The sequence below is a fragment of the Micromonospora sp. NPDC049060 genome, assembly GCF_040649055.1.
Classification (GTDB): domain Bacteria; phylum Actinomycetota; class Actinomycetes; order Mycobacteriales; family Micromonosporaceae; genus Micromonospora; species Micromonospora reichwaldensis.
This window is the reverse complement of sequence record NZ_JBEZEV010000080.1, coordinates 19,289-33,312: the sequence shown is the minus strand read 5'-3', so window position 1 is coordinate 33,312 and position 14,024 is coordinate 19,289. Positions and strand designations below refer to the sequence as shown.

General features: G+C 73.9%; 10 protein-coding genes. 6 read left to right on the top strand and 4 right to left on the bottom strand.

Annotated elements, in window-relative coordinates; translation table 11 throughout:
- Positions 1–336 precede the first annotated feature (336 nt).
- From AB0B83_RS23930 to AB0B83_RS23920, 3 genes are all read left to right on the top strand, one after another.
- A complete protein-coding gene (locus AB0B83_RS23930; protein ID WP_357580033.1) occupies positions 337–4,071 on the top strand; it encodes a multifunctional oxoglutarate decarboxylase/oxoglutarate dehydrogenase thiamine pyrophosphate-binding subunit/dihydrolipoyllysine-residue succinyltransferase subunit in 3,735 nt (1,244 codons plus the stop codon).
- Between the two features lie 137 nt (positions 4,072–4,208).
- Positions 4,209–4,388 carry a DUF6104 family protein gene (locus AB0B83_RS23925; protein WP_151456601.1) on the top strand — a complete coding sequence of 60 codons (180 nt, stop codon included), beginning with the start codon at positions 4,209–4,211 and terminating at the stop codon, positions 4,386–4,388.
- A gap of 32 nt (positions 4,389–4,420) precedes the next feature.
- Positions 4,421–5,467, top strand: a complete 1,047-nt coding sequence (locus AB0B83_RS23920; protein ID WP_357580032.1) for a glycoside hydrolase family 6 protein — start codon at positions 4,421–4,423, stop codon at positions 5,465–5,467.
- An 88-nt stretch (positions 5,468–5,555) separates the two neighbouring features.
- Here AB0B83_RS23920 and AB0B83_RS23915 read toward each other — a convergent pair whose 3' ends face one another.
- Both AB0B83_RS23915 and AB0B83_RS23910 read right to left on the bottom strand, forming a co-directional pair.
- Positions 5,556–7,751: a glycosyltransferase gene (locus AB0B83_RS23915; RefSeq protein ID WP_357580031.1), complete on the bottom strand. Its 2,196-nt coding sequence runs from the start codon at positions 7,749–7,751 to the stop codon at positions 5,556–5,558.
- The gene (locus AB0B83_RS23910; protein ID WP_357580030.1) at positions 7,744–8,556 is read right to left on the bottom strand and encodes a hypothetical protein; all 813 of its coding nucleotides are present in this window, start codon (positions 8,554–8,556) and stop codon (positions 7,744–7,746) included. Before AB0B83_RS23910 ends, AB0B83_RS23915 begins: the two co-directional genes overlap by 8 nt.
- Positions 8,557–8,680: 124 nt before the next feature.
- Here AB0B83_RS23910 and pta point away from each other — a divergent pair, with 124 nt between their 5' ends.
- Together pta and AB0B83_RS23900 are read left to right on the top strand one after the other, a co-directional pair.
- Positions 8,681–10,753 (top strand): phosphate acetyltransferase, encoded by a 2,073-nt coding sequence (gene pta, locus AB0B83_RS23905; RefSeq protein WP_357580029.1) that lies wholly within the window; start codon positions 8,681–8,683, stop codon positions 10,751–10,753.
- Entirely contained in the window at positions 10,750–11,901 is a 1,152-nt protein-coding gene (locus AB0B83_RS23900) for an acetate kinase (RefSeq protein WP_357580028.1), read from the top strand. Before pta ends, AB0B83_RS23900 begins: the two co-directional genes overlap by 4 nt.
- 25 nt (positions 11,902–11,926) lie before the next feature.
- Here AB0B83_RS23900 and AB0B83_RS23895 read toward each other — a convergent pair whose 3' ends face one another.
- A complete protein-coding gene (locus AB0B83_RS23895; RefSeq protein WP_357580027.1) occupies positions 11,927–12,445 on the bottom strand; it encodes a hypothetical protein in 519 nt (172 codons plus the stop codon).
- Positions 12,446–12,603: 158 nt separating this feature from the next.
- Complete coding sequence (locus AB0B83_RS23890) at positions 12,604–12,774, bottom strand: hypothetical protein (protein ID WP_165947702.1); 171 nt, start codon at positions 12,772–12,774, stop codon at positions 12,604–12,606.
- A gap of 158 nt (positions 12,775–12,932) precedes the next feature.
- Here AB0B83_RS23890 and AB0B83_RS23885 point away from each other — a divergent pair, with 158 nt between their 5' ends.
- On the top strand, positions 12,933–13,823 hold the full coding sequence (locus AB0B83_RS23885; RefSeq protein ID WP_357580026.1) for an alpha/beta hydrolase: 891 nt from the start codon (positions 12,933–12,935) through the stop codon (positions 13,821–13,823).
- Positions 13,824–14,024: the final 201 nt, after the last annotated feature.

The following is a 14,024-nucleotide window of genomic DNA, read 5'->3' as shown; positions in this document are numbered from 1 at the left end:
GGTGGGTGTGGGGGGTCGGGGGCTTAATCACCCCCCGGGGCCCCCACACACCCGCCCGCGCCGGGGCCCGGGGGGGGGGGGGGGCGCCGGGCACCACCCCCGCCGCCGTACGACATGGGGCCGACCACCACATCGGGCCTTACCAGCAGCCGGCCGCACACGCAGCGTTTGGTGAACTTCTGGCATCTTCTGTGAAACGGGCCACGGGTCGGAGGCGGAAATGCCTGTGGCATCCGTACGGCGTAGCCTGGGAGCCGTCTCGTGCGCGCTCGAAGGCAGGGCGACACCGGACACCGCGTGACACACAAACCCGCGTGAAAGAGGCGATTACCGGCCGTGTCGACCCAGCAGACTTCGCAGGAGAACCCACTGGCGGGTTTCGGTCCGAACGAGTGGATCGTCGAGGAGATGTACCAGCGCTACCTCGCCGACCCCACCAGCGTCGATTCGGCCTGGCACGACTTCTTCGCGGACTACCGCCCGGCGCCCGGCGCCGGGAAGCCGCGCGGAACTGAGCAGGCCCCGAAGCCGGCCGCCAAGCCGGAGCCCGCCGGCCAGCAGGAGGCGGCCACCGCGGTCGCGCAGCCGGCGGAGAAGAAGCCCGAGGCCAAGCCGGAGACCAAGCCGGAGAAGCCTGCCGCCAAGGCCGCCCCGGCCAAGCCGGAGCCCGCGAAGGCGGCCCCCGCCAAGCCCGCGGCCACCAAGCCGACCGCCACCGGCCCGCAGACCACCCCGCTGCGCGGCGTGGCCGCGAAGATCGTCCAGAACATGGACGCCTCGCTGGCCGTGCCGACCGCCACCAGCGTGCGCGCCGTCCCGGCCAAGCTGCTGGTCGACAACCGCATCGTGATCAACAACCACCTCACCCGTGGGCGCGGTGGCAAGGTCAGCTTCACCCACCTCATCGGCTACGCGATGGTCCGGGCCCTGGTCGCCCACCCGGAGATGAACAACTCCTTCGCCGAGGTCGACGGCAAGCCGGTCATGGTCCGGCCGGAGCACGTCAACCTGGGCATCGCGATCGACCTGGCCAAGCCGGACGGCAGCCGCAACCTGGTGGTCCCCTCCATCAAGGCGTGCGAGCAGATGGACTTCCGGCAGTTCTGGCAGGCGTACGAGGACGTGGTCCGGCGCGCCCGCCGCAACGAGCTGACCATGGACGACTACTCCGGCACCACGATCTCGCTGACCAACCCCGGCGGCATCGGCACCGTGCACTCGATGCCGCGCCTCATGCAGGGGCAGAGCGCCATCATCGGCGTCGGCGCGATGGAGTACCCGGCCCCCTACCAGGGCATGTCCGAGGCCACCCTGGCCGAGCTGGCCGTCAGCAAGGTCATCACCCTCACCAGCACGTACGACCACCGGATCATCCAGGGCGCCCAGTCCGGCGAGTTCCTGAAGGTCATGCACGAGCTGCTGCTCGGTGAGCACAACTTCTACGACCAGATCTTCACCTCGCTGCGCATCCCGTACGAGCCGGTGCGCTGGATGCGCGACGTCGCGGTCAACAACGAGGGCCAGATCAACAAGACCGCCCGGGTGCACGAGCTGATCCACGCGTACCGCGTGCGCGGCCACCTGATGGCCGACACCGACCCGCTCGAGTTCAAGATCCGCAAGCACCCCGACCTGGACGTGCTCCAGCACGGGCTGACCCTCTGGGACCTCGACCGCGAGTTCCCCGTCAACGGCTTCGCCGGCAAGCAGCGGATGAAGCTGCGCGCCGTCCTCGGCGTGCTGCGCGACTCGTACTGCCGGCGCGTCGGCATCGAGTACATGCACATCCAGGACCCGGAGGAGCGGCGCTGGATCCAGGAACGGATCGAGCGCAAGTACGAGAAGCCGTCGGCCGACGAGCAGAAGCACGTGCTCAACCGGCTCAACGCCGCCGAGGCGTTCGAGACCTTCCTCCAGACCAAGTACGTCGGGCAGAAGCGCTTCTCGCTGGAGGGCGGCGAGTCGCTGATCCCGCTGCTCGGCGAGGTGCTGGAGGCCTCCGCCGAGGGCGGGCTGGACGAGGTCGTCATCGGCATGGCCCACCGTGGCCGGCTGAACGTGCTGGCCAACATCGTCGGCAAGCCGTACGAGAAGATCTTCTCGGAGTTCGAGGGGCACCTGGACCCGCGCTCCACCCAGGGCTCCGGCGACGTGAAGTACCACCTGGGCCAGAACGGCAAGTTCACCACGCCCGACGGCGACCACGCGGTCAAGGTCTCGGTGGTGGCGAACCCGTCGCACCTGGAGGCCGTCGACCCGGTGCTGGAGGGCATCGTCCGGGCCAAGCAGGACCGGATAGACCTGAAGCTGGAGGGCTACACCGTGCTGCCGCTGGCGGTGCACGGTGACGCCGCCTTCGCCGGCCAGGGCGTGGTCGCCGAGACCCTCAACCTCTCGCAGCTGCGCGGCTACCGCACGGGCGGCACCGTCCACGTGGTGGTCAACAACCAGGTCGGCTTCACCACCGCCCCGGAGTACAGCCGCTCCAGCCTCTACAGCACGGACGTCGCCCGGATGATCCAGGCGCCGATCTTCCACGTCAACGGCGACGACCCCGAGGCCGTGGTCCGGGTCGCCCGGCTGGCCTTCGAGTACCGGCAGGAGTTCAACAAGGACGTCGTCATCGACATGGTCTGCTACCGGCGGCGCGGGCACAACGAGGGCGACGACCCGTCGATGTCCAACCCGCAGATGTACAAGATCATCGACTCGAAGCGGTCCGTCCGGAAGCTCTACACCGAGGAGCTGATCGGGCGCGGCGACATCACCGTGGAGGACGCGGAGGAGCTGCTGCGCGACTACCAGTCGCAGCTGGAGCGGGTCTTCAAGGCCACCCGCGACGCCGCCACCACGCCGCGGCAGCTCAGCCGCCCCAAGCGGGAGGACGAGCCGGAGCCGCAGGTGGAGACCGCCACCGACGCGGCCGTCGTCAAGGCCGTCGGCGAGGCGCACGTCAACCTGCCGGAGGGCTTCACCCCGCACAAGCGGATCCAGCAGCTGCTCGACCGGCGGGCCAAGATGTCCGTCGAGGGCAACATCGACTGGGGCTTCGGCGAGATCATCGCGTTCGGCTCGCTGCTGCACGACGGGGTCACCGTCCGGCTCGCCGGTCAGGACTCCCGCCGGGGCACCTTCGTCCAGCGGCACGCCTCCGTGGTCGACGCGCAGACCGGCGACGACTACCTGCCGTTGCAGTCGCTGACCGGCGACGGCGAGCGGTCCCGGTTCTTCGTGCACGACTCCCTGCTCAGCGAGTACGCGGCGATGGGCTTCGAGTACGGCTACTCGGTGGAGAACATCAACGCGCTGGTCGCCTGGGAGGCGCAGTTCGGCGACTTCGTCAACGGCGCCCAGTCGGTGATCGACGAGTTCATCTCCTCCGGCGAGGTGAAGTGGGGCCAGCGCTCCGCGGTCACCCTGCTGCTGCCGCACGGCCACGAGGGCCAGGGCCCGGACCACACCTCCGGCCGCCCGGAGCGGTTCCTCCAGATGTGCGCCGAGGACAACATGCGGGTGTCGATCCCGACCACCCCGGCGAACTACTTCCACCTGCTGCGCCGCCAGGCGCTGTCGCCGAAGCGCAAGCCGCTTGTGGTGTTCACGCCGAAGTCGCTGCTGCGGCACAAGCTCTGCGTCTCCCCGGTCGAGGACTTCACCACCGGCACCTTCCAGCCGGTGCTGCCCGACTCGGGCTCTCCGGCGCCGGAGCAGGTGAAGCGGGTGCTGCTCTGCTCGGGCAAGGTCTACTACGACCTGTTCCAGGCCCGCGCCGAGCGGGGCGTCACCGACACCGCGATCATCCGGATCGAGCAGCTCTACCCGATGCCGGTCGAGGAGATCCGGGCCGCCCTCGCGGCGTACCCGAACGCGGAGGACTTCGCCTGGGTGCAGGAGGAGCCGGCCAACCAGGGCGCCTGGTCGTTCGTCGCGCTCAACCTGCTGGAGCACCTGTCGGACGTACGGCTGCGCCGGATCTCCCGCCCGGCCGCCGCCGCCCCGGCCGTCGGCTCGGCGAAGATGCACGAGGTGGAGCAGCAGGCGCTGATCGAGGCGGCCCTGCCCCGCCCGTGACCTGACAGCACCGCCGACCGGGGCAGGGACCGTCACGACGACGGCTCTGCCCCGGTCGGCGTCCCGGCTCCCGCCGCCGGCAGGCCCCGGCGGCACCACGGCCCACCCAGCACAGCGACGAAGAGGGAACCGACAGCATGTACTTCACCGACCGTGGAATCGAGGAGCTCGTCGAGCGCCGGGGCGGCGAACAGGTCAGCATGGAGTGGCTCGGCGAGCGCCTACGCGACTTCGTGGACCTGAACCCCGAGTTCGAGACCCCGATCGAGCGCTTCGCCACCTGGCTCGCCCGCCTGGACGACGAGGACGAGGACTGAGCCGGACCACCCCGGAGGAACGGACGCCCCCGGTGCCGCCACCGAACCGCTCCCGCCACTCACCCGTACGCCGGTCGGCCCTGGCGGCGGGCGCCGCTGTGGCGCTGCTGCTCTCGGGCTGCGGCGCGGAACCCCGACGCCGCCCCGGGCCGGTGCCGGGGAGCGCCGCCGGGTCCCCGGCGGCGACCCCGCCCCCGGTCTTCTACGTCGCCCCGGGGAACCCGGCGGCGGCGGAGGCGGACCGGCGGGAGGCGCTGGGCCGGACCGCCGACGCGGCGGCGCTGCGCCGGATCGGCGCGCGGCCCAGCGCGAAGTGGCTGACCGGCGGGCCGGCGGTCCGCGACGAGGTCGACGCGTACCTGGGGCAGGCGGCGCTCGCCGGCCAGACGCCGGTGCTGGTCGTGCACAACATCCCGGACCGCGACTGCGCCCGCCAGGGCACCGGCGGGGCCAGCGGCCCGGCGGAGTACCAGCGCTGGATCCGCGACCTCGCGGCGGGCGTCGGAGGCCGGCCGGTCACCGTGGTCCTCGAACCCGGGGCGGTGCCGGACGCCGTACGGGGCTGCGTCCGCGACCCCGACGGGCGGCTCACGCTGCTGCGGGACGCCGTCACCGTGCTCCGCAGCACCGGCAGCGCCCGGGTCTACGTGGACGCGGGGCACCCCGGCTGGATCTCCGACGTCGCCGCGCTCACGGCGGCGCTCGACCGGGCGGGGGTCGGCGAGGCCGACGGCTTCGCCCTCAACGTGGCCAACTTCTTCGGCACCGCGCAGAACGTCCGCTACGGCCACCGCATCTCCGACGCCCTCGGCGGCGGCACCCGCTTCGTCGTCGACACCAGCCGCAACGGCAACGGCCCCCACGCGGGTGCCACGGTGGCCGGCGCGCCCAGCTGGTGCAATCCGCCGGGACGGGCGCTCGGTCAGGAGCCGACGGCCGATCCCGGCCTGCCCCGGGTGGACGCGCTGCTCTGGGTCAAGTACCCGGGCGAGTCCGACGGCGCCTGCCGCCCCGGGGAGCCGGACAGCGGCGTCTGGTGGCCCGAGTACGCCCTCGGCCTGGCCCGGCGCGCCGGCTGACCCGACCGACCTGGGCGGGTCGGCCGGCCAACCCCGCCGTCCGGCCGCTCAGCCCCGCCAAGCCGGTCGGCCCGGCCGGCGGCCCCGGTCAGGCCGTGCCGCCCCGTTCGGCCGGCGCCAGGCCGGTGCGCCGCAGCTTCTGCCAGCCCAGCCGGCCGCCGGTCAACGCGGTGACCACCGACTGGAGCATCACCAGGTACATCAGTTGCCGGTAGACGAACTGCTGGAGCGGCAGCACCCACAGCACGCCCAGCTTCTCCCGGTCCAGTCGGAACGCCACGACGGCGGTAAGCGTCTGCAACCCGAGCATGGCCAGCCAGGCCACGGCCGTGGCGGTGCGGTCCAGGAAGAACAACCCGTACAGGGCCAGCAGGTCGATCACCGGCGCCAGCAGGGGCAGCAGCACCCCGAAGAGGCTGAGGAAGGCCAGGCAGCGGCGGGTGAACCGGCCGGACGCGCCCCGGTCGAGCAGGGACCGCCGGTGCTTCCACATCGCCTGCATGGTGCCGTAGCTCCACCGGTAGCGCTGCTTCCACAGCTGCCCCATCGTCGCCGGCGCCTCGGTCCAGGCGCGCGCCGTCTCCTCGTACACCACCTTCCAGCCGGCCCGGCCCAGCGCCATGGTGATGTCGGTGTCCTCGGCCAGGGTGTCGTCGGTCATCCCACCGGCGTACACCAGCGCCTGCCGCCGGAAGCCGCCGATCGCCCCCGGCACCGTCGACATGCAGCGCATCGACTCGTAGAGGCGGCGGTCGAGGTTGAAGCCGATCACGTACTCGATGTGCTGCCACTTGGCGATCAGGCTGTCCCGGTTGCCCACCTTGACGTTGCCGGCCACCGCGCCGACCTGCGGATCGGCGAACGGCTGCACCAGCCGCCGGACGGCGTCCGGTTCGAGGACGGTGTCGCCGTCGACCATCACGATCAGGTCGTGCCGGGCCAGCGCGACGCCGGTGTTCAACGCGCTCGGCTTGCCGCCGTTGGGCTTGCGGACCACCCGGACGTTCGGCAGGCTCAGCCCCTCGGCGATGTCGGCGGTGCCGTCGGTGGAGCCGTCGTCGACGACGACGACCTCGATCCCCCCGGGATGGTCGCCGGTGGCCAGCGACCGGACCGCCGCGGCGATCCCCTCCTTCTCGTTGTACGCCGGGACGATCACCGACACAGGGTCCGTGACCGGCGGCCCCCAGGTCCAGTCGCGGGCCCGCCGCCGCCGGGCGTGCCGGCCGGCGAGCAGGAAGAGCAGCGCGGTACGCCCGACCGTGAGCACCCCGACGGCGACGAAGATCAGCCCGAAGCCGCTCATCGTCCGGTCCGCGCCCCGCACCGCCCAGACCAGCACCCGCCCCCGCAACCGCTCCCCGGCGGAGGCGGTCGGATTGCCGGTCACCTCGTGCCGCACCCCCGCGTCGGCCAACGCCTGGTTCAGCCCGCCGGTGACGGTGGCGAACTGGTACCCGCGCGCCTTCATCAACGGGATGAACCGGTCCAGCGCCTCGACGGTCTGCGAGCGGTCGCCGCCGGCGTCGTGCCACAGCGTGATCGCACCCGCGTACCCGGACGGCGTGACGTTCTCGACGATCCGCTCGACGCCCGGCAGCGCCCAGTCCCGGCTGTCGGTGTCGTTGAGCACCGTCAGGTAGCCCAGGTCGCCGGCCTCGGTGACCAGCGGCCAGTCCCGGTCGTTCAGCGCGTCGGCGTGCGACGAGTACGGGAACCGCACCAGCGAACTCCGGATCCCCGCCGCGCCCGCGACCGCGAGCTGGGTCTGGGCGTACTCCATGCGGCGCCGCCAGCCCGGCATGGTGGTCAGGTCGGGATGGGTGAAGGTGTGCACCCCGATCTCGTGCCCGGCCGCCGACATCTCCCGCACCAGCTCGGGATGCCGGGCGACCTGCGCCCCCAGCACGAAGAAGGTGGCGCTTACCTGGTGGGCGTCCAGCACCCGGAGCACCTCGCGGGTCCAGTTCGGATCCGGGCCGTCGTCGAAGGTCAGCGAGAGGGTGCGGGGCGGCAGCCGGTAGGAACGGGTCCGCTCGTCCCCGGCGCTGATGATCGGTCCGCCGTTCACCACCTCGTCGGGCACCCGGTCCTGGCCGGCGCCGGTCGGCTGGCGCTCGGGCACGAAGGCGGCGTCCGCGTACGCCCCGACGAAGAGCACGCCGGCCAGGACGACGAGCAGCATGCCGAGCACGGTCCAACTGGGCGGCGGCGCGACCCGCCGGACCCGGCCGTGGCGGCGGGCGGTCGTCCTGGGCCGGCGCGGACGGAAGCGGTCAGGCATCGTCGTCCGGTTCCACGGGAACGGGCGGCAGCGGCAGGTCGACGTCCGGGGACGGTTCCACGGGTGGCGGCTCGGAGGCCGGCGGGGCGGGTGGGGTGGTGGTCGCGGGTGGCGGTGAGACCGGCGGCGGAGTGGTGCGGCCGGGGGCTGGTGGCGTGCTGGCGGGTGCCTGCGCCGGGGGCGGGGACGAGCGGGGCGCCGACGGGGTGACCCGGCCCGGGGTCGGCCGGTCACCGGGCACGACCGGCGCGGGCCGGGCGACGGTCGGCTCAGGGGTGGCGGGCGTGCTGGCGGGCGCCGGAGGCGGGCTCCAGGGTCGTCGGGTGGACTCGACGAAGGGCAGGACGTTCTCCGGGCTCACCGGTCCCCCGGCGAAGCTCGCCCCGACCAGGACGGTGTACGCCACGCCGACCGACCCGAGGGCGTACGCGAGCCGCTGCCAGCGCCGCCGGCGTCGCCCGCTCGGGTCGAGGAAGACCGGCGCGAGCGGTGGCGCGACGGCGTGGACGGCGGTCGGGGCGTCGGCCGCCGGCCGGGCGTCCGCCGCCGACCCGGCCGCCGTAGCGTCCCCGCTCGCGCCGACCGCCGGCACGTCCACCGCTGACCCGACCGCCGGAGCGTCCGCCGCCGACCCGACCGTTGGAGCGTCCACCGCCGACAGCGGCGCCGTCGGTGCCTCGACCGGTGCCTGGGCGACCGTCGGGGCGTCGGCACCAGCCGGCACGACGGCTGGCCCGACAGCCGTCGCCTGGACGACGGTCGGGCTGTCAATGGCCGCCTGAGCTGCGGCGGAACGGTCGGGCATGGGTAGCGAGTCTAGGAACGGCGGCGTCGGTACCGGCCACCCCGCCGACGGAGTGAGACGAGGATCCTGCCTGCTCAGGGTTTGGATCTCGGCGGGCACCTGCACGATCTTGTAGCGTGGGGGCGTGGCCCGGAGCGTGTACGTGACCAGCGTGGGTTCGGGCGGCGGGAAGTCGACAATCGCCCTCGGCCTGGCCGAGTTGTTGTCCCGGCAGGTCGAGCGGATCGGCGCGTTCCGGCCGCTGGTCCGGGGGCACGGCCCCGACCCGATCCTCGCCCTCCTCAGTGACCGCTACCGGATCGAGCTGCCGCTGGCCGACCTGAGCGGCACCAGCTACGCCGAGGCGACCGCGCTGGTCGCCGACGGGCGGCGGGAGCAGCTCGTCGCCGGCATCGTCGAACGCTACCGGGAGGTCGAGCGGCGCTGCCCCGCCGTGGTCGTGGTCGGCAGCGACTTCGCCGACGGCGGCGACGGGGCCGGCCCCCGCGAGCTGGCCTTCAACGCCCGGCTGGCCACCGAGTTCGGCAGCGTGGTGGTGCCCGTCGTCGACGGCTTCGGGCAGGAGCCGGCGGCGATCGCGGCCGCCGCGCGCGGGGCGTACCACGATCTGGAGGACCTGGGGGCGACGGTGCTGGCGGTGATCGCCAACCGGGTCCCCGGCCCGATGACGCTGCCGGAGCTGCCCGTGCCCACGTACGCCATCCCGGAGGTGCCGACCGTGTCGGCGCCGACGGTGGCCGAGGTGGCGGCGGCGCTCGGCGCGACCCTGCTCGCCGGGGACGACGACGCGCTCAGCCGCGACGTGCTCGACTACGTGGTCGGCGCGGCGCACGTGCCGACGCTGCTGGACCACCTGACCGACGGCGCTCTGGTGATCACCCCCGGCGACCGGGCCGACCTGCTGGTGGCGGCGAGCGCCGCGCACGTGGCCGGGCAGGTCTCCGTCTCGGGGCTGGTGCTGACCCTCGGCGAGCAGCCCGACCCGCGCGCGATGCGGCTGGTCGAGGGCCTCAACACCGGGCTCGCGGTGCTCTCCGTGCCCAGCGACAGCTACGACACCGTGGCCGCCTCCAGCCGGATCGAGGGACGCCCCAGCGCGGCCAACCCGCGCAAGGTGGAGGCCGCGCTCGGCGCGTTCGAACGCTGCGTGGACACCGACGACCTGGCCCGCCGGCTGCGGGTCAGCCGCTCCGATCGGGTCACCCCGCTGATGTTCGAGTACGACCTGATCGACCGCGCCCGGGCCCGGCGCCGGCACCTCGTGCTGCCCGAGGGGGCGGAGGAACGGATCCTGCGGGCCACGGAGATCCTGCTGCGCCGGGGCGTCGCCGACATCACCCTGCTCGGCCGCCCCGACGACGTCGCCCGGCGCACCCGCGAGCTGGGCATCGACATCACCGGCGCCCAGGTGGTCGACCCCGTCACCAGCGAGTGGCGCGACGAGTTCGCCACCACGTACGCCGAGCTTCGCGCGCACCGCGGCATGACCGCCGACCTGGCCCACGACGTCGTCGCCCAGCCGAACTACTTCGGCACGCTGATGGTCCAGACGGGGCACGCCGACGGGATGGTCTCCGGCGCGACGCACACCACCGCCGCCACCATCCGTCCCGCGTTCGAGATCATCCGGAACGTGCCGGGTGTCTCGGTGGCCTCCAGCGTCTTCTTCATGCTGCTCGCCGACCGGGTGCTGGTCTACGGCGACTGCGCCGTCAACCCCGACCCGGACGCCGCCCAGCTCGCCGACATCGCCATCTCCTCGGCCGACACCGCCGCCCGGTTCGGCATCGAGCCCCGGATCGCGATGCTCTCCTACTCCACCGGCAGCTCCGGGTCGGGCGCCGACGTGGAGAAGGTCGCGGCGGCCACCGAGCTGGTCCGCGAGCGCCGGCCCGACCTGCTCGTCGAGGGGCCCATCCAGTACGACGCGGCCATCGACCCGGCCGTGGCGGCGACGAAGCTGCCCGGCAGCGACGTTGCCGGCCGGGCCACGGTCTTCATCTTCCCGGACCTGAACACCGGCAACAACACGTACAAGGCGGTGCAGCGCTCCGCCGGGGCGGTGGCCGTCGGGCCGGTGATGCAGGGCCTGCGCCGGCCGGTCAACGACCTGTCCCGGGGCGCCACCGTGCCGGACATCGTCAACACCGTGGCGATCACCGCCATCCAGGCCGCGGCCACCGAGGAGTCGTCATGAGCGGTACCGCCGCCCCGCAGGAGCGTCCGGCCGGTCGCGTCCTCGTCCTCAACTGCGGGTCGTCGTCGGTGAAGTACCGGCTCTTCGACGGCGACCGGGTGGTCGACAAGGGCACCGTGGAGCGGGTCGGCGAGGCCGGCGGCGGTCCGGCCGACCACGAGACGGCCGTCCGGGGCATCCTCGACGGACTGGACCTGACCGGGCTGGCCGCCGTCGGGCACCGGGTGGTGCACGGCGGGAAGCGCTTCGGCGAGCCGGTGCTGATCGACGACGAGGTGCTGACCGCGATCCGCGACCTGGTCCCGCTCGCGCCGCTGCACAACCCCGCCAACCTGGCCGGCATCGAGGTCGCCCGGGCGGCGCTGCCGGACGTGCCGCAGGTCGCCGTCTTCGACACCGCGTTCCACACCACCCTGCCCGAGGCCGCCGCGACCTACGCGATCGAGCGGGACACCGCCGAGCGGTACGGCATCCGGCGCTACGGGTTCCACGGCACCTCGCACGCGTACGTGTCGCGGCGCACCGCCGAGCTGCTCGGCCGCCCGTACGCCGAGGTGAACACGATCACCCTGCACCTCGGCAACGGCGCGAGCGCCTGCGCGGTGGCCGGCGGCCGGAGCGTGGCGACCTCGATGGGGATGTCCCCGCTGGAGGGCCTGGTGATGGGCACCCGCAGCGGCGACCTGGACCCGACCGTGATCTTCCACCTGCGCCGCGAGGGCGGGCTCTCCGTCGACGAGATCGACGACCTGCTCAACCACCGCAGCGGCCTGCTCGGGCTGACCGGCGCCAACGACATGCGCGAGGTGCTCGCCCGCCGGGCGGACGGCGACCCGGCCGCGGCGCTCGCCTTCGACGTCTACTGCCGGCGGATCACCGGCTACGTGGGGGCGTACTACGCGCTGCTCGGCCGGGTGGACGCCGTCACCTTCACCGCCGGCGTCGGCGAGCACGCCGCGCCGGTGCGCGCCGCCGCCCTGGCCGGCCTGGAGCGCCTCGGCATCGCGGTGGACCCCGAGCGCAACGCAGGCTCCGGCGACCGGGTCGTCTCGCCGGAGGGCGCCGAGGTGACCGTCTGCGTCGTCGGCACCGACGAGGAACGCGAGATCGCCCTCCAGACCCGCGCCGTCATCGAGACCGCCGGCTGACCGCCCGGGCCGGCACCACGCCGGCTCAGCGGCGCGCCTTTCCTCGTCGTCTGGCGGCCCGGGTGCGCCGGACGCGGTCGCGCCCCCGACCCCGCCGGGGTGGTGCGGGGGCGGGCCGGTCGAACATCCCCGTCGGAACGAGGGCCGCGAAGAGGAAACCCCCGCCCAACGCCGCACCCAGCAGCCCGAACGGGATGCCGCCCCAGGAGTTGAGGAAGAAGACCGAGTCGTCGGTGTTGCCGTTGGCGGCCACGAACTCCGCCGGCCGCTCCGGATCGACCCAGAGCATCATCTCCTCCGGAGGCTCCTCGGTACAGCCGCCGGCCGAGCCACAGAGGATGCGCTCGTTGTGTTGGACACCGCCGTACTCGTACCAGACCTGGACGGTGTCGGTGCCGCCGCCGCGTCCGACGGTGTCGCGGCGGTCGCTCACGGTCGCCTGTACCGGGACGCCGTCCGCCCGTAGCCGCTCCGCCTTGACGTGCAGGTGCCACTTGTACGCCCCGATGGCCACCGCGTACGTCAGGCCCGCGAGCACCAGCACCAGGCCGAGGGCGGCACTGCCCCGGTGGACGCCGCGAAGACCGGAGCGGAGCCTCCGCCACCGCCCCGGAACGCGCCCCAGACCCGCCGCCGACTCCGGGCTTCCCGTCGGCGGCTCCCCCGCGCCCGGCTGCGGGTTTCCAGGCGGCTCCACGCCGCTCAGCCCAGCGCGAGCCAGGCGAGGAGGGCGACCAGCACGACCGCGACCGCCGCCGCGCCGACGAGCAGCGGCGTCCGGGACGCGCCGGCCGGGGCCTCGGGCTCGGCGGTGTGGGCGTAGGCGCGGAACGCCTCGGTGTTGCCGCTCGGGTCTGTGCGGTTCTCAGGCATGGCGGTGACCCTAGCCAAGCCGGTTGCGCGCCGCCGTCCCCGGCGCGCGTCCCGGGGTCAGGTCCAGCCGGCCGGTGGAGACGATCCGCCCGGGTGGTGAGGGCGTCCGGTCCGGACGGCGGGACCGCTGCGGGCCGCCGGGCACCTACCGTGAATCCGTGGGGACAAAGCGGCTGGTCGCCGTACTGATGACGACGCTGCTGGCCGGTTGCGCCCCGGCGGGAGCCGCCGCGCCCGGCACACCGCCGCCGGCCCGCCCGGCGCCCGCGGCCGCCTACACCGTCGGCGTACGCACGTTCACCGTCGACCCGGCCTCGGCGCGCCCCTTGCCGGTGACCGTCTGGTACCCGACGGAGGGCGACGCGGTGGCCGCCGGGCGCTTCCCCGTGGTGGTCTACAGCCACGGACTGCACAGCCTGCCCGAGCTGCACGCCGGCCTGACCGCGCGCTGGGCCGCCGCCGGGTTCGTGGTCGCCGCCCCGGCCTACCCGCACACCCGGCGCGGCGCGGCCCGGTTCAGCCGTGCCGACGTACGCCACCAGCCGGCCGACGGCTGGCGACTGATCCGGCACCTGACGCGGCTCGACACCCGGGCCGCAGACCCGCTCGCCGGGCACCTCGACGTCACCCGGGTCGCCGCCGCCGGCCACTCGGCGGGCGGCTTCACCACGGCCGGCATGTTCACCTCCGGCCGCTCGGGGCGGCTGCGCGCCGGCATCGTGATCGCCGGCGGCGGAACGGCCGGCAGCTTCGCCGGTCCGGCAGCCCCGCTGCTCTTCGTGCACGGTACGGCGGACAAGATCGTGCCGGTGACGGTCGGCCGCGCCGCGTACCAGCGCACGACCGGCCCCACCGCCTTCCTGAGCCTGCTCGGGCAGGGCCACGGCGAGTACCTGAACCCGGGGCGGCCCGGCTTCGACCAGGTCCTGGCCACCACGACGGACTTCCTCCGCTGGACGCTCTACGGCGACCCGACCGCCGGCCACCGCCTGCCCGGCGACGCCCGCCGCCCCGGCGTGACGCTCTACGAGACCCGCCCCGCCCGCTGACCCTCCCGAGCAGACGCCCGGAGCCAGGAGTCACGACCCGGCGCATGGCCACCTCCCAGTCGAGCCCGGCCCATGCCGCCGCCCAGAGCAGGCCGAACGCCACTCGAAAACCCGGCCAACCCGCCGCCCGGAGCCCGGCCGGTGCCGCTCCGAGCAGGCCGATGGAACTACTCATCAGGAGAGCGGGCTGGTGCGCCAACC